This window comes from Rhodococcus sp. BH4, assembly GCF_002079265.1.
Lineage (GTDB): Bacteria > Actinomycetota > Actinomycetes > Mycobacteriales > Mycobacteriaceae > Rhodococcus_F > Rhodococcus_F qingshengii.
This window is the reverse complement of record NZ_CP014941.1, coordinates 5,236,545-5,259,998: the sequence shown is the minus strand read 5'-3', so window position 1 is coordinate 5,259,998 and position 23,454 is coordinate 5,236,545. Positions and strand designations below refer to the sequence as shown.

17 protein-coding genes are annotated in these 23,454 nt (G+C 62.8%); 2 read left to right on the top strand and 15 right to left on the bottom strand.

Annotated elements, in window-relative coordinates; genetic code table 11:
• Window positions 1–96 precede the first annotated feature (96 nt).
• The 4 genes from A0W34_RS24235 to A0W34_RS24220 all read right to left on the bottom strand — a co-directional run bounded on the left by A0W34_RS24235 (window position 97) and on the right by A0W34_RS24220 (window position 4,675).
• On the bottom strand, window positions 97–945 hold the full coding sequence (locus A0W34_RS24235) for a 3-hydroxybutyryl-CoA dehydrogenase (protein ID WP_020909078.1): 849 nt from the start codon (window positions 943–945) through the stop codon (window positions 97–99).
• An 87-nt stretch (window positions 946–1,032) separates the two neighbouring features.
• The gene (locus A0W34_RS24230) at window positions 1,033–2,190 is read right to left on the bottom strand and encodes an acyl-CoA dehydrogenase (RefSeq protein ID WP_003939784.1); all 1,158 of its coding nucleotides are present in this window, start codon (window positions 2,188–2,190) and stop codon (window positions 1,033–1,035) included.
• A gap of 159 nt (window positions 2,191–2,349) precedes the next feature.
• Entirely contained in the window at window positions 2,350–3,042 is a 693-nt protein-coding gene (locus tag A0W34_RS24225; protein WP_003939674.1) for a TetR family transcriptional regulator, read from the bottom strand.
• A 28-nt stretch (window positions 3,043–3,070) separates the two neighbouring features.
• A complete protein-coding gene (locus A0W34_RS24220) occupies window positions 3,071–4,675 on the bottom strand; it encodes an acyl--CoA ligase family protein (protein ID WP_030535166.1) in 1,605 nt (534 codons plus the stop codon).
• A 131-nt stretch (window positions 4,676–4,806) separates the two neighbouring features.
• On the opposite strand from A0W34_RS24220, the gene A0W34_RS24215 reads away from it, so the two are divergent.
• Together A0W34_RS24215 and A0W34_RS24210 are read left to right on the top strand one after the other, a co-directional pair.
• Window positions 4,807–5,673 carry a helix-turn-helix transcriptional regulator gene (locus A0W34_RS24215; protein WP_042452756.1) on the top strand — a complete coding sequence of 289 codons (867 nt, stop codon included), beginning with the start codon at window positions 4,807–4,809 and terminating at the stop codon, window positions 5,671–5,673.
• A gap of 115 nt (window positions 5,674–5,788) precedes the next feature.
• Window positions 5,789–7,216 carry an amidase gene (locus A0W34_RS24210; protein ID WP_081558412.1) on the top strand — a complete coding sequence of 476 codons (1,428 nt, stop codon included), beginning with the start codon at window positions 5,789–5,791 and terminating at the stop codon, window positions 7,214–7,216.
• Between the two features lie 28 nt (window positions 7,217–7,244).
• Here the strand turns inward: A0W34_RS24210 and A0W34_RS24205 are convergent, their stop codons facing one another.
• From A0W34_RS24205 to A0W34_RS24155, 11 genes are all read right to left on the bottom strand, one after another.
• On the bottom strand, window positions 7,245–7,925 hold the full coding sequence (locus A0W34_RS24205) for a 3'-5' exonuclease (protein ID WP_003940028.1): 681 nt from the start codon (window positions 7,923–7,925) through the stop codon (window positions 7,245–7,247).
• A gap of 123 nt (window positions 7,926–8,048) precedes the next feature.
• Window positions 8,049–9,182, bottom strand: a complete 1,134-nt coding sequence (gene menC, locus A0W34_RS24200) for an o-succinylbenzoate synthase (protein WP_030535169.1) — start codon at window positions 9,180–9,182, stop codon at window positions 8,049–8,051.
• On the bottom strand, window positions 9,172–9,993 hold the full coding sequence (locus A0W34_RS24195; RefSeq protein WP_081558411.1) for a GNAT family N-acetyltransferase: 822 nt from the start codon (window positions 9,991–9,993) through the stop codon (window positions 9,172–9,174). Before A0W34_RS24195 ends, menC begins: the two co-directional genes overlap by 11 nt.
• Window positions 9,971–11,134 (bottom strand): M20/M25/M40 family metallo-hydrolase, encoded by a 1,164-nt coding sequence (locus A0W34_RS24190; protein ID WP_081558410.1) that lies wholly within the window; start codon window positions 11,132–11,134, stop codon window positions 9,971–9,973. The genes A0W34_RS24195 and A0W34_RS24190 overlap by 23 nt, the downstream gene beginning before the upstream one ends.
• Complete coding sequence (locus A0W34_RS24185; RefSeq protein WP_081558409.1) at window positions 11,131–14,490, bottom strand: alpha/beta fold hydrolase; 3,360 nt, start codon at window positions 14,488–14,490, stop codon at window positions 11,131–11,133. The genes A0W34_RS24190 and A0W34_RS24185 overlap by 4 nt, the downstream gene beginning before the upstream one ends.
• Window positions 14,487–15,278, bottom strand: a complete 792-nt coding sequence (locus A0W34_RS24180) for an ABC transporter ATP-binding protein (protein ID WP_003940215.1) — start codon at window positions 15,276–15,278, stop codon at window positions 14,487–14,489. Before A0W34_RS24180 ends, A0W34_RS24185 begins: the two co-directional genes overlap by 4 nt.
• The gene (locus A0W34_RS24175) at window positions 15,275–17,155 is read right to left on the bottom strand and encodes a dipeptide/oligopeptide/nickel ABC transporter permease/ATP-binding protein (protein WP_232329916.1); all 1,881 of its coding nucleotides are present in this window, start codon (window positions 17,153–17,155) and stop codon (window positions 15,275–15,277) included. Before A0W34_RS24175 ends, A0W34_RS24180 begins: the two co-directional genes overlap by 4 nt.
• A 1-nt stretch (window position 17,156) precedes the next feature.
• Window positions 17,157–18,170, bottom strand: coding sequence for an ABC transporter permease (locus tag A0W34_RS24170; RefSeq protein WP_003940249.1), 1,014 nt, complete (start codon window positions 18,168–18,170; stop codon window positions 17,157–17,159).
• 62 nt (window positions 18,171–18,232) lie between these two features.
• On the bottom strand, window positions 18,233–19,834 hold the full coding sequence (locus tag A0W34_RS24165; protein WP_003940335.1) for an ABC transporter substrate-binding protein: 1,602 nt from the start codon (window positions 19,832–19,834) through the stop codon (window positions 18,233–18,235).
• A gap of 227 nt (window positions 19,835–20,061) precedes the next feature.
• On the bottom strand, window positions 20,062–21,660 hold the full coding sequence (locus A0W34_RS24160; protein ID WP_081558407.1) for an ABC transporter substrate-binding protein: 1,599 nt from the start codon (window positions 21,658–21,660) through the stop codon (window positions 20,062–20,064).
• Window positions 21,661–21,804: 144 nt separating this feature from the next.
• Window positions 21,805–23,406 (bottom strand): PucR family transcriptional regulator, encoded by a 1,602-nt coding sequence (locus A0W34_RS24155; RefSeq protein WP_081558865.1) that lies wholly within the window; start codon window positions 23,404–23,406, stop codon window positions 21,805–21,807.
• Between the last annotated feature and the right edge of the window lie 48 nt (window positions 23,407–23,454).

Genomic DNA, 23,454 nt, shown 5'->3' with positions numbered 1-23,454 from the left:
GCGAATTTGTCAATGGATTCGGCTAGATCTGCCCGAAAACAACTCCGGCCCCTCACCTGCAACAGGTGAGGGGCCGGAAGAGTGAAGCGGTCGGACTCAGGCGTATTCGTAGAAGCCGCGACCGGTCTTCTTGCCGAGGCGACCGGCGTCGACCATGCGGCGAAGCAGCGCCGGCGGAGCGTAGTGCGGTTCTGCGAATTCCGCGTACAGCGACTCCGCTGCTGCGAGAGCGATGTCGAGACCGACGGTGTCGAGCAGCGTCAGCGGGCCCATCGGGTAGCCGCAGCCGCCCTTCATGGCCTCGTCGATGTCTTCTGCTGTGGCGTAGCCGGATTCGAGCATCCGGACAGCCTGGCACAGGTACGGGATGAGCAGAGCGTTGACGATGAAGCCCGAACGGTCGCCCGCGCGAACCGTCTTCTTGCGCAAGGTGTTCTTGGCGTAGTCGGTGACGGCGAGAACGGTCTCTTCGGACGTCGTCAGGCTGACCACGATCTCCACGAGCGGCATGACCGGCACGGGGTTGAAGAAGTGAACGCCGACAACCTGGCCGGGGCGCGAGGTGGCCTTGGCGATCTTGATGACGGGGATCGACGACGTGTTGGTCGCCAGAATGCCTGCAGGCTTGACGATCTTGTCGAGCTTGCCGAAGATCTCGTACTTGAGAGCTTCGATCTCGGGAGCAGCTTCGATCACCAGATCGCGATCGGCGAACTCTTCCATGTCCAAGGTGACGCGGACGCGTGCGATCGCGGCGTCGGCGTCTTCCTGGGTGATCTTGCCCTTGGCGACGCCGCGGTTGATCGACTTGGCGATCCGTTCGCGAGCAGCGGCGGCAAATTCTTCTTTGGTTTCGAGCACCAGTACCGAGCTACCGGCTTTTGCACAAACTTCGGCAATGCCAGCACCCATGGTGCCGCCGCCGATTACGCCTACGAGTTCCACAATTCTCCTCAAAAATTAGGGGCAAGCCCCTGTGCGCCGTTCCGGTAGTCAGAACTACCAGAAAGGCGCACAGGGGCGCGAAGTGCCTTACTTCAACAGCGCACGCGACATCACGACGCGCTGAATCTGGTTGGTGCCTTCGTAGATCTGCGTGATCTTGGCGTCGCGCATCATGCGCTCGACCGGGAAGTCGGTGGTGTAGCCGGCGCCACCGAACAGCTGCACGGCGTCGGTGGTGACCTCCATGGCAACGTCCGAAGCGAAGCACTTCGCCGCAGCGGAGATGAAGCCGAGGTTCTTCTCGCCGCGCTCGGCGCGTGCTGCGGAGGTGTAAACCATCAGACGTGCGGCTTCGACCTTCATCGCCATGTCCGCGAGCATGAACTGAACAGCCTGGAAGTCGCTGATGGACTTGCCGAACTGCTTGCGATCCTTGGTGTATGCCAGAGCCGCGTCGAGTGCGCCCTGGGCCAGGCCGACAGCCTGAGCACCGATGGTGGGACGCGTGTGGTCGAGGGTCTCGAGTGCCGTCTTGAAGCCGGTGCCCGGTTCGCCGATGATGCGGTCGCCGGGGATGCGGCAGTTCTCGAAGTACAGCTCAGCGGTGGGGGAGCCCTTGATGCCGAGCTTCTTTTCCTTCGGTCCGACGACAAAGCCCTCGTCGTCCTTGTGGACCATGAAGGAGGAGATGCCGTTTGCGCCCTTGTCGGGATCGGTGACAGCCATGACGGTGTACCAGGTGGACTTGCCGCCGTTGGTGATCCAGCACTTGGAGCCGTTGAGGATCCAGTCGTCGCCGTCAGCCTTTGCGCGGGTACGCATCGAAGCGGCGTCGGATCCGGCTTCACGCTCGGACAGTGCGTACGACGCCATTCCGCCGTTGACGAGGTCCGGGAGCACCTTGGACTTGAGCTCTTCGGAACCCTTGAGGATCAGGCCCATGGTGCCGAGCTTGTTCACAGCGGGGATCAGCGAGGAGGAGCCACAGACGCGGGCGACTTCCTCGATGACGATGCAGGTGGCGACGGAATCGGCGCCCTGGCCGTCGTAAGCCTCGGGAACGTGGATGGCGTTGAAGCCCGACGCGTTGAGAGCGGTGAGCGCTTCCTCGGGGAAACGTGCGTTCTCGTCGACGTCCTTGGCGTACGGCGCGATTTCCTTCTCGGAGAGTCCGCGGATAGCAGCCCGCAGTTCGTCGTGCTCTTCGTTCAGTGCGAAGAGATTGAAATCCGGGTTTCCTGCCATGGGAACGCTCCTTGGTGAAGGTGGCTTGAAGGCGGTCGGTGCGGCTCCGGCGTTACCAGCGAGATTCGCGGACAGACCGGTGCCCATGACCCCAGTCAAACACGGCACTGAGTGCCAGGTCAAGGGATGGGTGTGTGAAGTTTCGGTGCACGAGCAGTGTCAGCCGAGTTGTTCGTGGATTTTTCTGCTGATCTCATCAGCGGACGTGCCCGGGGGAAAGGCTACTACCAGCACGGACTTCGATTCTGGCGTGCTGGTCTTGGACCCGGGTGCCACGCCGTACGTCCGCCGAACGTCGAGCAATGCCTGACTTAGTGCATCAGCTGTGGCGTCCTCGTCGCCTTTGATCATGCTTCGCAAGAGGTAGTTGTGGCACGCGGTGACAGCTGCGGCAAAACCGACAACCTCGAGGACAGGTTCGCGGGGCACAGCGCTGCGCAGGTAGTCGACGAAGAGGCGCTCGTAGCGGAATCCGGTGACGAGTTCGCGGTCGCGAAGAGCCGGAACATGCTGTACGACGCGGTATCGCCGCATCGACAGGTCTCGGTTCCTGCGGAAGAAATCGAAGACCAGTCCCGCGGCCTCGCACACGGACGCCCAGGGGTCGGCGGAATCGGACGCGAGGAACTCTGCGACGTGTTCGAGGAGGGACTCGTGATCGGCGAAGATCACGTCTTCCTTGGAGCGGAACTGCCGGAAGAACGTCCGACGCGACACACCGGCGGCAGCGGCGATCTGCTCGACGGTGGTGGCTTCGTACCCGTTCTCCGAGAACAACCGGATCGCTTGAGACGCGACGTGTACCCGAAACTGTGCGGGGTCAGTTCCGGGTACATCGGAGCGCTCGGTCATGGATGCAAGTATCCAGGTTTCGTCGGCGTCAGTTGTCGGCGCGTAGCTGGAACTTGAGAACCTTGCCGGTGGGGGTGCGAGGAAGGTCGAGCGGGAAGACGATGTCGCGGGGAACCTTGTACCCGGCCAGCAAAGTGCGGGTGTGCTCGACGATGTCTTCGGCGGATGCCTGTAATCCCTTGCCCAGCACCACGAATGCCTTCGGGCGCTCGCCCCACTTCTCGTCCGGAACGCCGACGACTGCCACGTCGATCACCGCGGGGTGACTCATGATCGCCTGCTCCACCTCGACGGTGGAGATGTTCTCGCCGCCGGAGATGATGATGTCCTTCGCGCGGTCCTTGAGCTGGATGTATCCGTCGGGATGCATGACGCCGAGGTCGCCGGAATGGAACCAACCACCGGCAAATGCTTCGGCTGTCGCGGCCTCGTCGCGGTAGTACCCGAGCATCACGTTGTTGCCGCGGAGCACGATCTCACCCATGGTCTGGCCGTCGGCGGGGACGTCGTTCATCTCGGCATCGACAACGCGAGCATTTTCGGCCTGCACCATGCCGACTCCCTGACGAGAGAGAAGTGCGGCGCGCTCGGACTGCGGCTTGTCGTCCCAGGCTTCCTGGTATTCGCAGATCGTGTAGGGGCCGTATACCTCGGTGAGGCCGTAGACGTGAACGACGGTGACACCGATGTCTTCGAGTTTTCCGATGATTGTCGGTGACGGGGGAGCGCCGGCGGTGGTGATGCGCAAGGCGTCGACCTTGTGGGCCTGGTCTGCGTCGGCGATGGTGGAGCAGACGGTAGGAGCGCCGCACAGATGTGTCACGCCCAGATTGTCGATGGCGTCCCAGATCGCATCGGCGCGGACCGCGCGCAGGCAGATGTGTGTGCCCGCGGCCTGAGTGACGGCCCACGGCGTGCACCACCCGTTGCAGTGGAACATCGGCAGTGTCCACAGATACTTCGTCGCTCCGTCGAAGCCGTTGTGGAATGTCTCGCCGAGCGAGTTCAGGTACGCCCCGCGGTGGGAGTACATGACGCCCTTGGGTTTTCCGGTGGTACCCGAGGTGTAGTTGATGGCGATACACTGCTGCTCGTCGTCGACGCCCCAGTGCAGTGGCTGATCGGAGAGAGCTTCGCCTTCGGCAATCAGATCGGCGTACTGCCCGGTGACGATTCCGGTGGGAACGTCCGGATAGGGGACGGTGGAGTCCGGGATCTCGACGATCTCACGCAGGCTCCCCACGTTTGCCTTGGACGAGGTGACCGAACCGACGAATTCGGAGTCCACGAACAGGATCGTGGTTCCCGAGTGATCGAGAATGTATTCGAGTTCGGGACCGGCGAGGCGTGAGTTCAGGGCGATCAGGACCCCGCCGGCGAGGGGAACGGCAAAATGCGCGAACAGCATCTCGGGTACGTTCGGCGCCAGGTATGCAACGCGGTCACCGGGCTGAATGCGTTCACGCAGGACGCGGGCCAGAGCCGCGACCTCGTCACCGAACTCTCGGTACGAGTAGGTCCGGTCGCCGTGAACGACGGCGGTGCGCTCGGGGAACACCGCGGCGCTGCGCTCGAGAAAACGCAGCGGACTGAGCGGGGTGTTGTTGGCTGCAACAGCTGTCGGGACAGACACGGTTCCTCCGAAGGCGACGTGGCACGGTTGGTGTCACGATAAGTGTGATCGGCACTACAAATGGCCTGGATGCACGCTATTGCCCAGCCAAAGGTGCCGCTACCCTCTGAATTGGGTACGTGGAGGTGAGAGTGAGCAGGGTACTGAGACCGAGCGACGACGACGCGTTGCGCGCCGAACTGCGTCGGCTGCACCCCAAAACCGAGTTGCCGGTTCTGTTCGGCGGCTGCGTCAGCGACCGGTCGCTGACCATCACCGGTCACGTCGGCACGCGCAGCAACATCCTGCGAAACCTGCGGATCGACGCCGAATGCGGACTCGGCGGTCGGGCGATCGCAGAACAACGACCGGGCGCGGTCCAGGACTACGCGAACTCGTCGCACATCACTCACGACTACGACTATGAAGTGGGTACCGAAGCGATTGAATCCTTGATGGCAGTCCCCATCGTCGTACGCGGGGTTACTCGCGGAGCGATCTACGGAGGACTGCGTGCCAACCTGCCGATCGGCGACGTGATCGCAGAGACGATGATGCGATCGTCGTACGCGTTGGCCCGAGAATTCGAGATTCGCGACGAAGTGGATCGTCGGGTGGCGATGCTCGATACCGCTGCGGTGGAACATGGTTCGAACCGCGATGCCCAGATATCCGAAGGGTTGACCGAGAGCGTCCTGGCGCTCGGCGAGATCGCGGCGAACCTCGAGGACATGGCTCTCAGCGCGCAGGTCCTCGCGGTCGAGGCAAAGTTGCGGTCGTTGGCGTCGCCGAAACCTTCCGCGAACACTCCAGTCGCGAACACCGTTGTCCTGTCGCCACGCGAGCGGGAGGTGATGGGGTACGTCGCTCTCGGACTGCGCAATGCCGAGATCGCCGAGAGGTTGTCCCTGAGCGTCGAAACGATCAAGACGTACATGAGGAATCTGATGGGAAAACTCGACGTCCGCAGTCGTCACGAAGCGGTCGTGGAAGCGCGGCGGCAAGGTTTGATTCTGTGAGGGCTTGATTCTCTGATCGGTCCCGCCAAGCGGAATTTCGGAACTGCGTCGCCACTCCGGTTGATATGACGGACCTCACTATCGGCAGAGTTCGACACGAGTGATGAGGGCATCGATGCAGGATTTGTTCGACAACAACGACATGACCGGCCTGGCCGAAGCGATCAAGAGCGGCGACGTCTCCGCCAAGGAAGTCCTCGAGTTCAGTCTGGACAGGCTCGACGAGCGCAACCCGGCAGTCAACGCGGTGATCAGTGAGCGTCGAGAGGAAGCGCGCAACGAGGTATCAGGCGGCCTGCCGGATGGTCCACTGCAGGGCGTCCCGTTCGTGATCAAAGACCTCGGCATGGACGTCGCAGGATTGCCGAGCACCAATGGATCTCGATTGTTCGCCGACGCTGTGGCAGAAAAAGATTCGACGCTCGTCGAGCGCTACCGCCAGGCTGGTCTGGTTGTCATCGGCAAGACGAACACCCCGGAGTTCGGCAAGAACGCGAGTACCGAACCTGCGCTGTTCGGACCCACCCGTAACCCTTACGCCCTTGATCGTTCGCCCGGCGGATCTTCGGGTGGCACGGCTGTAGCTGTTGCCGTCGGGATCGTGCCAGGCGGGCATGCCAGCGACGGTGGTGGATCGATCCGTATTCCCGCATCGGCCTGCGGCCTGGTAGGCCTCAAGCCGAGCCGAGGACGTACTCCGACGGCACCGGCGCGCACGCTCTTCTCATCGCCGATGAGTGTTCATCACGCGCTCACCCGAAGTGTCCGCGACACTGCGCTGCTTCTCGATCTGTCCGCCGGGCCGACAGTGGGCGATCCTTACGTGATCCTGGCGCCGAAGCGGCCGTACATCGAGGAAGTGGGTGCCGATCCCGGACGGTTGCGGATCGGTCTGAGTAACGCTCTTCCTGACGGCACACCGGTGGACCCGGAGTGCTCGGCCGTCGCGACCGGTGTTGCCGGCCTGCTCGAAGAACTCGGTCACGATGTCACCGAGAGTGCCCCGAACTTTCCGCTCGATGCGCTCACTGCCGGGCTGTCGGTGTTGATGGGCATTCCGATGACGATCGAGGTCGACGAACGACTCGACGCCCTGAACCGCGCGATCCGCGAGGACGACCTCGAGCCGATGGCGCGGATGATCTACGACCGCGCGAAGTCCGAAAGTGCGACGAACGTTGTCAAGGCATTGCAGGAACTCGAGCGGGCCGCCCAGGTGATCGGTGCGTTCTTCGTCGATCACGACCTGTTGCTGACTCCGACGATGGCTCGGCCGGCAGCTCCGCTCGGTCTGCTCGATACGGCGAATCCTATGTCGATCTGGGAGCATTCGGCCGGGTACAGCGGCTTGACCAGTCCGTTCAACAGTTCAGGTCAGCCGGCGATTTCCTTGCCGATGGGTCATGACTCGGCCGGCGTTCCGATCGGCGTGCAGTTGGTCGGCGCGTTCGGCCGTGAAGATCTGCTGATTCAGGTTGCGTCGCAGCTCGAAACAGCCCGTCCGTGGTCCATTGCGCCGGTGTGGCCGCCGGTCCCGGCGTAGCGCGCGGTCGTCCGAGCCGGGGAGGACGTCAGGCGATGATGCGAATCGGCCACTGGCCGTTCACATCTGCCACGTCCCTCCCTTGGCTGAGAAGGTACTCGGCGAAATCGCGTTGCCGCTCGGCGTGCCAATCGGCTTGATCGACCATGAGATCGAGCCCCAGGATGTCGGGGAACCGCACGGCCAACTCGCGGGCCAACGCTGCCGCAGCTTTGGCATCGGCCTCGGCTTCGTGCGCCGACTCCAATGAAATTCCGTAGTGCTCGCACACGGCCGCAAGCGTTCGCTTGCCCTTGCGGAACGTATCCATCGCCCGATCGATCACGTACGGATCGATCACCAACCCCGGAACGAATGCAGGCTTGCCGATGCGCAGACCCTCGGCATGCATGACCGTCAGATCATAGGAGGCATTGAACGCCACGACGGCGTGATCGCGCGCCCAGGAATTGTGCAGAGCCTCGCGAATCTCTTCGTAGCCCTCGGAATAATCCTGGCCGTGTTGCGCCGCGAACTCGGTGCTGATGCCGTGAACAGCCGAGGCGCCGGCGGGGATGTCGACGCCGGGATCGAGTAGCCACGTGCGTGTTTCGACACTCGAACCGTCGATCACCGCGACGCAGGCACTGACGATACGAGCGGTCGACGGATCCCGCCCCGTGGTCTCGAGGTCGAACGCGCAGATCGGGCGATCGGACCAGCTACTCATCGGGGGCCTTTCGGTGCAGAACGTCATGTCCGAATCACTATGCACCCCCCTACCGACACAAACGACGAACAGCCACCTCCGGGGTGAAGGTGGAGGTGGCTGCTGCGTGACTGTGTGACGGACCTACAGAATCTCGGTTCCGACCGTGAAGCGATCCATGACGTCTTCGCGCGGAGTCACACCGAAGCCCGGTCCCTGCGGCACGGCGATGTGGCCGTCCTCGATGACAAAAGGTTCGGTGATGTCTTCCTTGTAGAAGCGATCGGACGCCGAGATGTCGCCGGGCAGCGTGAATCCGTCCAACGCCGCGAGGGCTGCGTTGGCGGCGCGGCCGATTCCGGTCTCGAGCATTCCGCCGCACCACACCGCAATACCGTGCGCCGAGGCGAGATCGTGAATGCGCTTGGCTTCCAGATATCCACCGACGCGGCTTGGCTTGATGTTGATGACCGAAGCGGCGCCGAGCGTGATGGCATCCGCCGCATCCTTGGCCGACTCGACCGACTCGTCGAGGCAGATCGGAGTCGAGAGGGACTGGGCAAGCTTGGCGTGCTGCACCAAATCGTCCTCGGCCAGCGGCTGTTCGATGAGGAGCAGTGCGAATTCGTCCAGGCGGCGCAGCAACTGCGCGTCGACGAGGGTGTACGCGGCATTCGCGTCGACCTGCAGAGGAACGTCGTAGCCGAACTCCTTGCGCACCGCAGCGACGGGAGCGATGTCCCAGCCCGGCTTGATCTTCAGTTTGATTCGCACGTAACCCTGCGACAGATAATTACCGACGGTTTCGAGTAGCTGCGGAATGCTGTCCTGGATGCCGACGGACACTCCCGAGGGCACCCGAGTGCGAGTGGCACCGAGGTACCGAGCGAAAGACTGTCCACGAGCGCGCAATTCAGCATCGAGGATTGCCATTTCGATAGCCGACTTCGACATCTGGTGACCCACGACGTGGTGAAGTACGCTGCCGACCGTCTCGGCCGAGAGCGGCTGATCCGACTGCGACTTACGCAGCGTCGGAACGAGATACTCGCGAAGCATCGCCCGCGCACCAGCGGTGTATTCGGAGTTGTAGTACGGATCGCTGAGCGAGCCGCACTCGCCCCAGCCGACGGTCTCCACCGGACCGTTGGGGCCGTCGGTGGTGCCGCTCACTTTCAGGACGAGGGTGTTGCGCTCGAGCTGGGTGCTGAATGACGTGGTGAAGGGGGAGACGAGAGGGATGCGCAGTTCGCGCAATTCGACGGACTCAATGTGCATGGACTTGCTCTTCTCCGGTTGTCTCGCAGATTTTCGTGAACATGTAATAGCCGCTGGGGTCGAAGCCGGTCGATTGCCATTCCTTCGAGGCGATCAGTGGTTCGAGGTACTCGCGAAGCGCGTGTCGCCAGGCAAAGGCAGAGGCGCGGTCGACTGTTCTCAGATGCTCGATGTCTCTGGGTATTCCGACTGCGATATCGACGCAGTCGGGTGGGATCGGGAGCATTCGAGGCGTACCGTCTTCGGTGGGTTGAAGCACCTTGAATGTATCATTCACGGCCACAGTAGAACTCGGAGATCCATCGACGTCGAGGTCCCAACTGACGAGCATACGATCGCTGGCGTCGCCTGCGTTGATTCCGTCTGCCATCGACCCGTAGAAATCCGGGTTGTATTCGGCCGGTTCGGCTCCGAGACGCTGAATGTTGAAATAGGCATTTCGTGCGACCAGTGGATCGAAGGTCCACCGGATCGTCCTGACGCCGCGCTCGATGCACCAGTCTCGCTGATGATGCTTGAGGGCGCGGCCGATTCCCTTGCCTGCGTGTCCCGGTAGTACTCCGGCGATGTGTGAGTGCAGAACCTCGCCGAGAGGCTCGACGAAGAATCCGACGCAACCACCGATCATTTCGCCTTCGGAAAAGGCTCCCACCACGTAGTGACCACCGTGGTGAAGCGCAACCAACATCGCAGTGCCGAAATGAGCCGGTCCGGGACTGGTAGCCCAGATCTCGTCGAAAACGGCGGATAGATCGGCTATTTCGCGGGTATCGACCAGTTCTCGAAACTCAACCGCATTGCTTTTCGACACGAGGGCCCCCTTCAGACGTGATCGAACGAATAAGGCCCGCAACCAACGCCGTCCTCGGAGCGATTGCGGACACGAGCGCATGCTCGGTCTCGGCGTGTGCACCGCCGCCGACGCCACCGAGGCCGTCGAGGGTGGGGATACCGATACCGGCAGTGAAGTTTCCGTCCGAGGCTCCGCCGACGGCGAGGCCGACGAGCGGAGTCAGATCATGCTCGAGCGCAACGCGTTCCGCCAACGCCAGCAACGGTGCGGACATCGTCGCTTCGAGAGGTGGACGGTTGACACCACCCGAGACCGTGACTACGGCTTCGGGGTGGATTGCCTGCAGGGCTCGGATATTCGCATCGACGCGCTCCTGCTCGGCGGCGCTGGTTGCGCGCACGTCCACGTCGACGAAGGCTTCTGCCGGAACGGTGTTGGTTGTGGTTCCGGCTGAAATGACAGTCGGGGTGACGGTGGTTGCCTGTGCCGGCGAGGACAAGTCGTTGATCGCGATCACGAGACGAGCCAGTTCTACTGCAGCGTTGATGCCTTTTTCCGGCTCCAGCCCGGCGTGGGCGGCGCGACCGGCAACATGGATCCGATACAGCGACACCCCCTTGCGGACAGTCTTCAGTTCGCCACCGTCACCGCCGGCCTCGAGAACCAGTACCGCGCCTGCCGCAAGTTCCTCGATGAGGGACCGCGACGTGGGTGAACCGATTTCTTCGTCACCGGTCACGAGGAGTGTGATTCCGTCGAGTGCATCGTCGCCGTGCAGCTCCCGGACGATAGCGAGGGCGTGGATTGCCTGAACGACACCAAGTTTCATGTCGAGTCCGCCCGGACCTCGGAGCGCTCCGTCGGTGACGGCTGCGGGCAGGCGTGTCAGGGTGCCGATCGGCCACACGGTGTCATGATGACCGAGCAGCATCAACCGCGTCGGTGAGCTGCCGAAACGGGTCACCAGATGGGTTCGGCCTTCCGTCACTATCGACTCCGGTGTCACGCCGAGTCGTTCGTGGACAAGATCTGACGTCCACTTCGCGCTGCGGGCAACAGCTTCGAGATCGTGTGACGGCGACTCGACTTCGATGAGCGCGATGGCGTCCTCGAGGATCTGAGGAAGTTGGCGCTCGGCCAGATCGCGGAGAATGGTCATCGGTTGTTCACTCGCGGATACGCGCGGCTTCCGACGTGTAGCAATTGTGTACTCCCGTTGTCGGAGAAAGTGATCCGGATCCAACCTGCTGATTGAGGGAGTCGGGTCCCGAACACTCCAGGGTGAACTTCGATCAGGCTGAGAGAGACGGACTCTGCGCTTTCGGCGGTGACCGAAGGGTCGATGTGATCGGTGCGGCGGGCGGTCAGGGAACCGCCGGTCCTTTCCAAGACGAAATCGGCTGCGGCATCGCGGTACAGGCCGCACAGCGCATCGAGTTCTTCAGGTGAGGACGTGACGCGGGTGTGGGGGTCACCAGGCGAGAATGCCGGTGTCACACTGACGCCGCCTATGGAACCGATTACTTCAGCCAGAAGATCGCCGGAGAGAGCGTCCATTGCTCCACCGTTGGCCATCAGGACCACGGCTAGACCGCACGACGGCACCACTCGCAAGAACGACTGCTGGCCGAGAGTTCCGCCATTGTGGCCATGAGCCAGTACACCGCCCCAATTGTGCAGCAACCACGTGGTTCCCATGATGTCCGCTGACGACACGTCACCGATCTGGCGGCGCTCCTCGAGCATCGCCAGATGAGTGGAACGCCGAAGGAGAACCGGGTCCTCGCGCATCGAGTCCTGAGCGAACAGGAGTAGATCTTCGGCCGTGCTGTTGATGAGGCCGGCGGGGCCCATCGAGCGAGGGATGAGGAATTGTGGTGTCTGCTCGAGGTCGTCGGCACCGCCGACGTGCCCGACTGCAGCGCGGTGCAGTGCCGTCTCCTCAGGCAGGGTCGTGGTTTTGGTCAGGCCGAGCGGTTCGATGATCCGCTCGCGCAGAACCGCGTCCCAACTCTTACCTCGGAGAACCTCGATGATTCGTCCGGCGATCACGAAGCCGGTGTTGCAGTACGACCAATCGGTGCCGGGGGCGAAGAGCTGCACCGTTGATTTAAGTGATGCGACGTATCGCTCGACGCAGTCGTCGCCGCGCCCGCCGTCGATGAAAACGTCACCGTCGATGCCACTGGTGTGAGTCAACAGGTGGCGAGTCGTGACCGTTTCGGTGGCTACCGCGTCGGCAACTGCGAAGTCCGGCAGGATGTTCCGGACAGGTGAGTCGAGATCCAGCAATCCTTCTTCGACGAGCTGCATGATCAGGGTGGCCGTCCAGACCTTGCTGATCGAACCCATCTGGAACAGCGTGTCGGGCGTAGCCGCGACGCCGGTGCGGGTACTGACGACACCGGACGTGATCACGGTGCGGTCGAATCCGCTGCGGGTTGTGGTCAGAATTCCCAGCGAGGCGCCGGGTACCCCGTACTTCGCACTCAGGGTGTCGAGTCGGTACTGCCAGTAGTCGGGATCGACCGTGGTCAGTGCGGGCTTGGGGGAGAGGTGCCGTTCGATCCAGTCGACGAGACGAGTGCTGTACTCCAGTCGGTGGGACGGCCGACCCGTCAACACGAAGGCATGTGACGCGTCCGGGAAAACCACCAACTCGGTCGGGGTGCCGGCCAAACGCAGTCCACCGAACCACTGTTCGGCCTGGTTGACCGGGCAACGGACGTCGCTGCCGCCGTGAAGGATCAGCGTCGGTGTCGTCACCTGGGAGACTCGCCCCAGCGGCGAAAGTTCCCGTACCCGAGATGACTGCGGGTCGAATTCGACCGTCTGCAGCAAGATGCCCTCGTCCGAGGGGCCGGCTGTGTTCGCGATGTCGCAAACGAGACCACCGGCGACTGCGACGGCAAACCGATCGGTGACGGACGTCAGGGCGCACGTCATGAATCCGCCGTAGCTGTAGCCCGTGAGTACCAGTTGCTTCGGATCGGCCATCCCCTCGGCGACAAGGGTTTCGACCGGTTCGAGCAGGTCGGCACGATCCGCCTCACCCCAGCCGTCCCGCACACCGTCGAAGAAGTCGTTTCCGTAGCCGTCACTTCCGCGCGGATTGATCATCAAGACCGTGAATCCCAGCGCGACCAGTTCCGCGTGGTATGCGTGCATCACGGTCGGCGTTCCGGTCCAGGCATTGTGTGGTCCGCCGTGGACGTCCAGAACCAGCGGACCGGCGCCCGTGACGTTCGGGTCGCGCAGGATCCAACCCTGAACACGGGTGCCGTCGCTGATGTCGAACCAACGCTCGGAGGCGACTGGAAACGCGACGGAAGTTGTCAGTTCCGTGTTCAATTCGGTGACGGTTTCGACTGCACGAGTCTCGAGGTCGATGACGGCGACCTCGCCGAAGGATGTCGCCGTTGCCAGCGCGACGACGGCTCGCCCGGACGTCAGGGCAAGGCCTGAGACCACTGTCCGCTCGCCGGTGAGAAGTGGTGAGACGGAGCCTGATCCGAAATCGACCTTGTGCAGTTCGGTGGAGCCGTGGTTGCGGATGCAGAAGACGATGTCGCCGTCGGCGGTGAAACTCGGTGCGCCACCGGGATAACCGGTCCCGCCCGGCATGACGTTTCGGTCGAGTCCGGACGTCAGGCTGCGGTCTTCCACTCGCTGGTCGCGGTGCAGGACAAGAAGTTCGTTGTTGTGAATGATCGGTGTGTGCCAACCGACGGCTACGACCGCGTCGCCGGCAGGTGTCCATGCAAGTGGTCCTGCGATGCCGCGTGCTTGCCCCAACATCCGCGGAGCGGAGGCGAGATCAGTCAGCGATACGGTCCAGGCGGAACTCGCCCGCGTCAGATCGGCGTCGCCGTCCATCGCCGCGGTGAAAGCCAGTTCGGTGCCGTCGGGACTGTACGCGGGATGCGAAGCGTCCCAATCGCCGTCCGTCAGCTGCCGTAGTGAGCCGGCGGCCAGATCGAACTCGAACAGGTGCGCCCGAACGCTGCCCCGGACACCGGATCCGTCGACCTTGTAGTTGAGGCGCTTCGCCACCAAGAGGCATGACGATCCGGCGGCAGTGCGGTCGACGGGGGCGCTGAAGGCGATCCGAGCGCCGTCGGGAGAGAACACCGGTGCCCCCGCGCCGAGCGGGAGCTGCGCCGTGGTGGTCAGCTGTGTTGCCGGGCCCCCGGTGGCGTCGACCTTCCACAGTTGTGGTGTGCCCGAGGAATCCGGCCGAACGAAGACCAACAGCGTCGAAACGGGATGCCAAGCCGGCGAGGTGTCGGCAGGTCCCGCGGTGAGCTGTAGTTGCGGGGAAGCCAACCAGATCGAGTGCTCGTGGGTATCCGCAGCCGGATTCGCTTCGGTACGTACGTATGCAATGCGTCCCGACGCCGATACGGCGATGTTGGTCGGTGTAACCACGGACGCGTAATCCTGGATTCTCGCCGAACGACGTTCTTCGGCACGGGCTACGGCAGCGGGGGAGTCGAGAGTGGTCGGCGTTGTCATTGGAACATCGGCTCCCCGAATGTCGGGATCGCGGACAACAGCTTTGCCGTGTACGGCTCCTTGGGCGAATCGATCACGTCGAGAACCGGCCCGTGCTCGACGATCTCGCCGCCGAGCATGACTGCGACGTGGTCACAGACGTAGCGGATCACCGCCAGGTTGTGACTGACGAACAGAACCGTCAGACCAAGCTGCTTCTGCAGATCCACCAACAGATTCAGAACCGCGCCCTGCACGGACACGTCCAGAGCGGAGGTGATTTCGTCGGCAAGCAGAACTGCCGGTGCGGCTGCCAAAGCCCGCGCGAGGGCAACGCGTTGGCGCTGACCACCCGACAACGACGATGGGTATTCGTGCGCCTTCTCCACCGGCAGTTGGACGGTGGTGAGGAGTCGAGCGACCTCGGCGGCGCGGTCGCCGCGGCTGCGCCGAGCTTTGTCACGACGCTCGGTGGACCGCAGCGCCTCGGCGAGTGACTGGCCGATGGTCATTCGCGGGTCGAGGCACGAGTACGGATCTTGGAAGACCATCTGGATCCGGTGGCGCAGACGAGCCGTCGCGCCGCGGGCGTGAGCGACGTCCACACCGTCGAGAAGGATCTGGCCGGAACTGGGCTCGGCCAGGCCGACAGTTGCTCGCGCCAGTGTCGACTTTCCGGAACCCGATTCACCGACGAGACCGACCACCGATCCGGAGGGGATGTCGAGATTGATGTTCTTGACGGCGTGGAATTTTTTCGAACCGCTACCGAGGTGGACGTTGACGTCACGGAATTCGAGTCTGCTCATCGGATCTCCTCTGCAACAGCCAACAGTTCTTCCAACTCGATGTCGGCGGTGCTCTCCTCGGCGTCGAGGCTCTCCACCTGCCAGGCTTCGTCGACGGTGGCAAGCGGCTTGTCGCGATCGGTGCTCATGGTGGGGACCGCGGCGATCAGCGCGCGGGTGTACGGATGCTTTGCACGGCCGGCAATCAGATCGTCGACCGCGATGTCTTCGACGATTTCGCCGGCAAACATGACGAGGACACGGGTGCACATGCCGGTGATGACGGCCATGTCGTGCGAGATGAGAAGGATTGCGGCGCCGATTTCTTCGCGAACCTCGTGGAGCAGCCCGAGGACCTCACGCTGAACGGTCACGTCGAGCGCAGTGGTGGGTTCGTCCGCGATAATCAGAGCGGGCTTACCCATCAGACCCATGGCGATCATCGCGCGCTGACGCATACCGCCGGAGAACTCGTGGGGGTACTGCTTCGCACGCCTGGGCGCGTCGGGGATCTTGACGGCGTTCAGTCGCTCGACTGCCGCCTTCTTCGCGTCGGCCTTGCTCATACCTTCGTGGAGCCAACCGATCTCGGCGACCTGGTATCCGACCTTGAGAGACGGATTCATGGACGACATCGGATCCTGGAACACCATCGCCATACGTGTGCCGAGTTGGCGGGCAACCTTGCGCGAAGCCGCGTCGTCCGGCCGCTTGCCGTCCTTCATCAGCACGGTGCCGTCGAACTCGATGAGCCCGGCGTCGACCACGGTGGGGTGGTCGGTCAGCTGCGCGATTGCCATGCAACTCAGTGACTTTCCGGATCCGGATTCACCGACGATTCCCACGGTTTCGCCACGGTGAACTGTAAAACTGATGTTGTCGACGGGGCGACGCCAGTCGTCACCCGCGGGGACTGCGACGGACATGTTGCGGACGGTCAGTACCGCGTCTTCGTCGGTGGGCGCCGAATCGGCCTGGGCAGTTTTCCGGTTGATCGGCTTCCACTTCGGCAGGCGACTGCTGATCGGGCTGCGAACTCCCGCGCCGCGAGCAATGGCCTCGCCGAGCAGCGTGAAGGTCAAGCCGGCGAGCACGACGGCGATGCCGGGGGCGAGTGCGGTGGCCGGGTTGACGAAGATCTTCGACAGACCTTCGTTGAGCATCCGGCCCCAGTCGAATGCAGGCGGCTGAATGCCCAAGCCGAGGAACGAGAGTCCGGCGAAGACCACGAGGCCGCTGCCGACAGCGATGCTGGCATTGACGATGAGTGGTTCACGGATATTGGGGAGAATGTGGCGGAACAGCAGCCCCGGCTTGGTAACCCCGAGGATGCGCGCTGCGTCGATGAAGTCGCGTCCGTTGACCGACGAAGCCAGTGCGTACGTCAACCTCGCGAACGGCGAGGCCAGGGCGAGACCGATGGCGATCACCGCGCTGCCAGCACCCTGTCCGAGAACGACCAACAGGAAGATCGCGAGGAGCAGTCCGGGGAATGCGATGGCGAAGTTGAGGAATGCCACGACCATTCGTCCGACCCAGCGGGGAGCGAGCGTCGGGAGCGTACCGAGTATCAGGCCAATTGTGACACCGAGTGCGACGGCTCCGAGAGCCATGAGCACCGACAGTCTCGCGGCGGTCATCGTGCGGGCGAAGACGTCACGCCCGCCGGCGTCGGTGCCGAAGATGTGCTCGGAACTAGGTCCCTGAGAGAGTGCCTTCGGGTTGGCTGCGACAGCGGCGTCACCCCAGATCATCGGTCCGAAGATGACGAGGGCGATCAGAGCGGTCAGGAAGGTGAGGGCCAGGATTCCCAATGGGGTGCGGAACGTTCCGACGATCCAGTGTCGTCGCGGGGGCGTCTTGGGGGCCGCAGTGGGGGCCGTAGGTGAGGTGCTCAACTCAGTTCTCCCGAATTGTGGATCGTGGGTCGATGAGAGCGAGCACCACGTCGACGATGAAATTGATGAGAAGGACGATGGCGCCGTAGATCACGACCAGTGTCTGGGCGAGCGGGTAGTCCTTCTCGGTGATGGACTTGACCAGCGCCATGCCCATGCCGGGCCAGGCGAAGATGCTCTCGATGAGCACGGTGCCGGCAATCAGACCGCCCAGGAGGAGTCCGGCGAGCGTCAGCGTCGACGTCATGAGGTTGGGCATTGCATGACGGAAGTAGATTCGTGCCACGGGCATTCGCTTGGCGCGCGCCGTACGGATGTAGTCCATGTCCAACACGCCGAGTGCCTCTGCACGGACGATGCGCGACATCGAGGCGATGGCACCGATCGACATGGCCGCGACCGGGAGGATGTAGCTTTCCGGTCCACCTCGGCCGGCGACGGGCAGAACAGGGAACGTGACGGCAAAGAGGTAGACCAGCGCCGTACCGAACATGAACTCGGGGATCACGGCGATGGTGCCCGACGTTGCGGTGTAACCGATCTCGACTCCGCGTCGTCGACCGTTGCGGGTCAGTGCAGCGAAGATGAGGCCGATCGGAATGCCCACTAGCAGCACCGTGACGACTGTGAGTACAGCCAGTTCGAGTGTTGCCGGTAGGCGGGACGCGATCACCTCGAAGACCGGAGTCCTCAAGGTGATCGAGTCACCGGGATTCCCGCTCAGCAACCCGCCGACGAATCGGAAGTACTGCTGCCACAAGGGAAGGTCGTAACCGAGCTGAGACCTCGTTGTCTCGACCAGTTCGACCGGTGCGTTCATTCCCAGTGCCAACCGAACCGGGTCTCCCGGAATCAGTTGGAGCATCAGGAACGCCGCAGTCACCAGCGCCCAGAGTGAAATCACGAAGGTGCCGAAACGACGCAGAAGATATGCGGGCCAGCTGTCGGACTCGAGCCACTTTGCTCGAGCCTGAGGCGCCGCTTCTGGTTTCGCGGCTTCAATAGTTTGACTCATGGGCTGTCTTTCCGGAGGGCGGGATGCTGGGGCGGGAAGATATTTCAGAGTGGGCGGACGGCCTACTGGTAGAGACGCAGCGCAGAACCGTTGAGCGACTTGCCGAATGAGAGTCCGGCCTTGTTGAAGTACACGTTCATGACGGAGTCTGCGAAGGGCACGGCCGCGATCGTCTTGGTGAGCTCCGACTCGGCGTCGGCCCAGGCGTCACAAGCGTCGCTACCGGTCAGACCGGAAGCCTTGGTGGCTGCTGCTTCGTAGGCGGGGTTGCTGACCGATCCGAAGTTCTTGCCTGCTGCGGGAACCGGCCCGGCAAAGTACGCAGTGAAGGTGCTGGGCAGCGAGGAGTTGACCTGGACCCAGGCGATGTCCCAGGCAGAGTTGTCCTTGCCGCTCAGAATGACGTCGATGATCTTGTTCGAGTCGCCCCCGGTCACCTCGACGTTTGCGCCGAGTTCGGACCACGCCGACTGAGCAAGTTCGGCCGCCGCGTTGCGCGGATCGTCGGTGCCGTCGTACACGAGGCGGAGATTGAGCGGCTTGCCGTCCTTGCTTCGCTTGCCGTCAGCGCCGGCGGTCCAACCAGCGCCGTCCAGTGTTGCCTTGGCGGCAGTGAGGTCGAAGTCCGGAATGTTGCCTGCGACAGAGTCGTAAACGCAGGCGCGCGGTTCGACCGCGACGAGGCTGGTTGCCCGGACCCCGTGTCCGGCGGTGATGACCTGAGTGAGGTCGTCGAGATCGACCGCTTGGATCAGGGCCTTGCGCACTGCGGGATCGCTGGTGGGATTACTCGCGATCTGGTTGAAGTACATCTGGCCTGCCGGCAGAGGCCGACCGACGGAGTCCAGATTGGCTGCCGCGACGCGGTCCTTGTCCGGACCGGCGATCGGAGCTGCGTTGAGTTCACCCGAGAGCAGCTGATTTGCGGCGGTGCTCACGTTCGGCGACATGGCGGCGACGACCGTCTTGGGGACGCCCGGGGTGTCGGAGGTCGTGCCGTCGGGGCCCCAGTTGTAGCCCTCGCGACGCTGGAACGTGTAGTGGTCGTTGGCGGCAACTTCGGTGACTTCGAACATGCCGGTGCCGAGCGACTTCTTGTTCGACGCTGTCGGATCTTTCAATCCGGCCTCGCACAGGATCGGCAGGCGACCGACGTTGAGAAGAAGGAACGGGCTCGGCGCCGGAGTGGTCACCGTGACACTGCGCGTTGCCGGATCGGCAGTCGCAGTGGCGCCGGTCGGTACGGAGGACCCGCGCAACTGAGAACCGTTGTCCGGGTTGGCCACGAAGTTGATGTTGTCCGCGACGGTCTGCGGTGTCAGCGTCGATCCGTCGGTACAGGTCACCCCGTCACGGATGGTGAAGGACGCCGAGGTCGGGGTCTCCTCCCACTTCTCCGCCAACCACGGTCCGACTTCACTGGTATCGGGATCCTGGTAGATCAGGTAGTCGTACGCCAAACGCGACAACTCGGCGGTCGCCGAGGCGGCCGACATGATCGGGTTGAGTGCACCCGGATCGGCCTGCAGGGCGAAACGGAAGGTCCCGTCGGTGGCCGGTTCACCGCCACTGGCGCCCGAGGACGTGCCTCCCGAGCCACAAGCAGACAACACAAGCGTGAGCCCTGCGGCTGCCGCAAGTGTTGGATAGAAGCGGTGTTTCATGGTGCCTCCGTGATGGAGCAGGGGCCCGAGCGAAAAACGTGAGGGCGCGGTTGAGTGTTGACTGCTAAATCTTGGCGCATGACGTGACGCGCATCTCTGTCGATCCTCACGAAAATCGGGTCGATTTTCGTCCGCTCCCACGAAAACCGTCAGGATCAGTGAATACCTGTCCGTATACCGACAGCGACCGGCGAAACACGACGATTTCCCCGGTCGCTACCGGCGGTCTACTGGTACAGGCGCAGGGCCGAACCGGTGAAATTACGGCCGAATGCAAGACCCGCATTGTTGAAGTAGAGAGTCGTGATCTTGTCGGCAAAAGGTACCGCGGAGTTTGCTTTGATGATCTCTGATTCGGCGTCTGCCCAAGCGGCACAAGCATCCTCGCCGGTCAGTCCCGAAGCCTTGGCGACGGCTGCGTCGTAGGCCGGGTTGGAGATCGACGAGAAATTGAGTCCCGCAGCTGGCACCGGACCGGAGAGGAAGGGTACGAGCATGCTGGGCAGCGCGACGTTGATCGGCTCCCACGCAACATCCCACGCGGTGTTGTCCTTGCCGCTGAGTGCTACATCGAGGATCTTGTTCGAGTCTCCGCTGGTGAGTTCGACAGTTGCGCCCAGATTGTTCCAAGCGTTGAGTGCGACGTCGGCGGCAGCATCGGTCGAGTCACCGAACGTTTCGTAGACCATCCGAAGCCGGAGCGGTGTGCCGTCCTTGCTGCGCTTACCGTCGGCACCGATTTTCCAGCCCGCTGATTCGAGAGTTTCTGCGGCTGCGCTGGGATCGAAGGCCGGCAGGTTTCCGGCGACAGAGTCGTAGATGCAGGCCCTCGGTTCGATGGACACCATCGTGGTAGACCGGGTTCCGCGGCCGGCGGTGAAGATCTCGGCGAGGTCGTCGAGATTGAGAGCCTGGACCAGTGCCTTGCGTACGGCAGGATCGCTCGTCGGATTGCCCGGACTGTGGTTGAAGAACATCTCGCCCGCTGGAGCAGGCTGCTTGACGGTGTCCAAGTTCGCGGCGTTCATGCGGTCCTGATCGGGGCCGGAGACGGCAGCGGCATTCAGATCACCGGACAACACCTGGTTGGCCGCTGTGCTGTTGTTCGTGATGATGGATGCGACGACATTCTTGGGTACTCCGGCAGTGTCGGAGGTAGTGCCGTCCGGTCCCCAGTTGTATCCGTCGCGCCGAACGTAGGAGTAATGATCGTTGGCGACTGCCTCGGTCATCTGGAACATGCCCGACCCGAAGGTCGTCTTGTTTGCCGCCGTCGGATCCTTCAACCCGGCCTCGCACATGATCGGTATTCGCGCCAGGTTGAGAAGCAGGAACGGAGAGGGTTCCGGAGTTGTGACCGTTACGGTCCGGGTCGCCGGGTCGGCGGTGGCAGTTGCAGTTGCCGGTGCGTACACCCCGCGGAGAGCGGATTTGTTTGCTGCGTTGGTGATGAAATTGACGTTGTCGGCGACGGTCTGGGCAGTCAGAGCGGATCCGTCGTTACAGGTGACGCCGTCGCGAATGGTGAAGGACGCGGAAGTGGTTGTCTCTTCCCATTTCTCGGCGAGCCACGGCTTGGTTACGCCGGTATCGGGATCCGGATGGAGCAGATAGTCGTAGCTCAGACGCGCCAATTGGTGCGCCGGCGAAGCGGCGGTCATCAGCGGATTCAGAGCGCCAGGGTCGGCCACGAGAGCCAATTTGAAGGTGCCGTCCGTGACGGGTTCACCCCCACCCGAACCCGATGAGCCACCCGTTGAGCACGCGGTCAGGGCAAGAACGGTGCCAGTTGCCGCAGCCAGTAGTGCGTAGGACCGTTGTTTCATGGTGCCTCCGGAAGGTGTGGTCCCGCCCGAGTGACGCGAGGTCTGTCGGGTCAGGAGCAAAAGACGATTGCTTGAATCTTCACCCAACAAAAGAACGAGAACATCGTCCGGATTTACGAATGTTTCGTGAGACTTGGTAGATCGCTACAACATTGTCGGATGGAAGAGACGAAGCTGGAGCATCAGGCTGAATCGAGTTTCCGGATCATCGAGATCGATGCCGGCAATCCCGGCAAGCTTCTTGAGGCGGTACCGGAACGTGTTGACGTGGATGTGAACCAAGGACGCAGCAGCCGGAATGTCGCCGAACGTGTCGAGCCAGGCACGGAGAGTGTCGACAAGGTTGATGTCGTGACTGCGGTCGTACTCACGCAGTACCGCGAGCGGACCCGATGCGGTCTCGTTCTCGTCCGCCAGGGCGTCGGAGAGGCGCAGAAGTAGGGAATTGATCTGCACGTCGTCGGCGCGCGCGACGGTCCGGCCCGAAGAATTCCACGTCGACCTCAGAACGCGAAGTGCTCGGTCGGCTTCGTCGCGTGACTTCTCCAGCGTCATCACGCAGGCCACTGTCGCACCGATTCCGATGACCACCGACTTTTCCGAACGGGAACGGTCTGCAAACTCCGACGCGATCCGACGCACGTAGTCGTCGTCGGTCTGGTGCCGGGTGTGTGGGATGACGGCGTAGACGGTGCCGCCGATCGCTGCCGCCACCGACAGCGGAAATACTTGGTCGAGATAGGTATTGAGTGTCAGGGCCAGTTGATCGACGTCGGCTTCGGCCTCCAACGATGCACCGGCGCCGCTACGGAAGCCGGCCGCAAGCACGTTTGCCTTCGAACGGCCGTAGCCCAGTCGCTCGGCCGCTTCCTTCGCTGAAGTGCCGCCACTCAGTAACGTGATCACCTCGCCCAACCTCAGTCGTCGTGCGGAATCGGCGGCCAGCTTGGCGCGAAGTAAACTCATCGCGGCCACGCCCGCCGCCTCGACGAGCGTTTTGACCTGCAATTCGTTCGGCTCCTCGTCCAAGATCACCCAGATCGAACCGAGGATCTGCGATGCCGCATGTATTCGCATGCCGACGCGGGGCCTGATGCCCGGCCCGATACCCGGTAGAAATACCGGCAGGGTAGAGCCGTAGATCTTGTTGAAATACCCCATTGACCTGAGCCGATCGGAATAGTGCTGCGGCACTTGATGTCCGAGGACACTCTGCTTACGTGCCTCGTCGCCGAAGGCTTGATCCGCCGAGAACGCGAGGATCCGGCTCGACTGATTCTCGATGGTGACCGGGCCGTTCAATACCTGAGCGATAGAGTTGGCAAGATCGAACAGGTCGGCGTCGGCGGCCGACGTGCGGTCCCCGTTGTTGCCGGATTCGAGGATCTCGTTGATCAACGACGCGCTTTGCAGCCAGCTTGCATCCTTGACCATTCCGAGGAGTGCGACGTCGGTGTCGGCCACCGCCTTCTCGACGAGGCCGTCGAAGTCCAGGGGCTCTTTGACGATCAGCGCTACCGCACCTGCCGAACCGTATTCTCTTACCGCCGTTGCGATATCGGCCGAACCTGCGAGACCTGCGCCGAGTACGACGGCGCCCGCACTGTCCTGGGTAGCTTCGGACCCTTCGTGCAGGGTCACGCGGCTGACAGTGCGGGCGCCGTCGACGGTGTCGCCACCGCTGAGGAACGTCATTCCCAGTCTGTCGACGATGTCGACGATCGATACTCCCGTAGGTGTGGTCACCACCACACCTTAGGGGGAGCGGGGTCGATCAGTTGTCTGGTTGCCCTG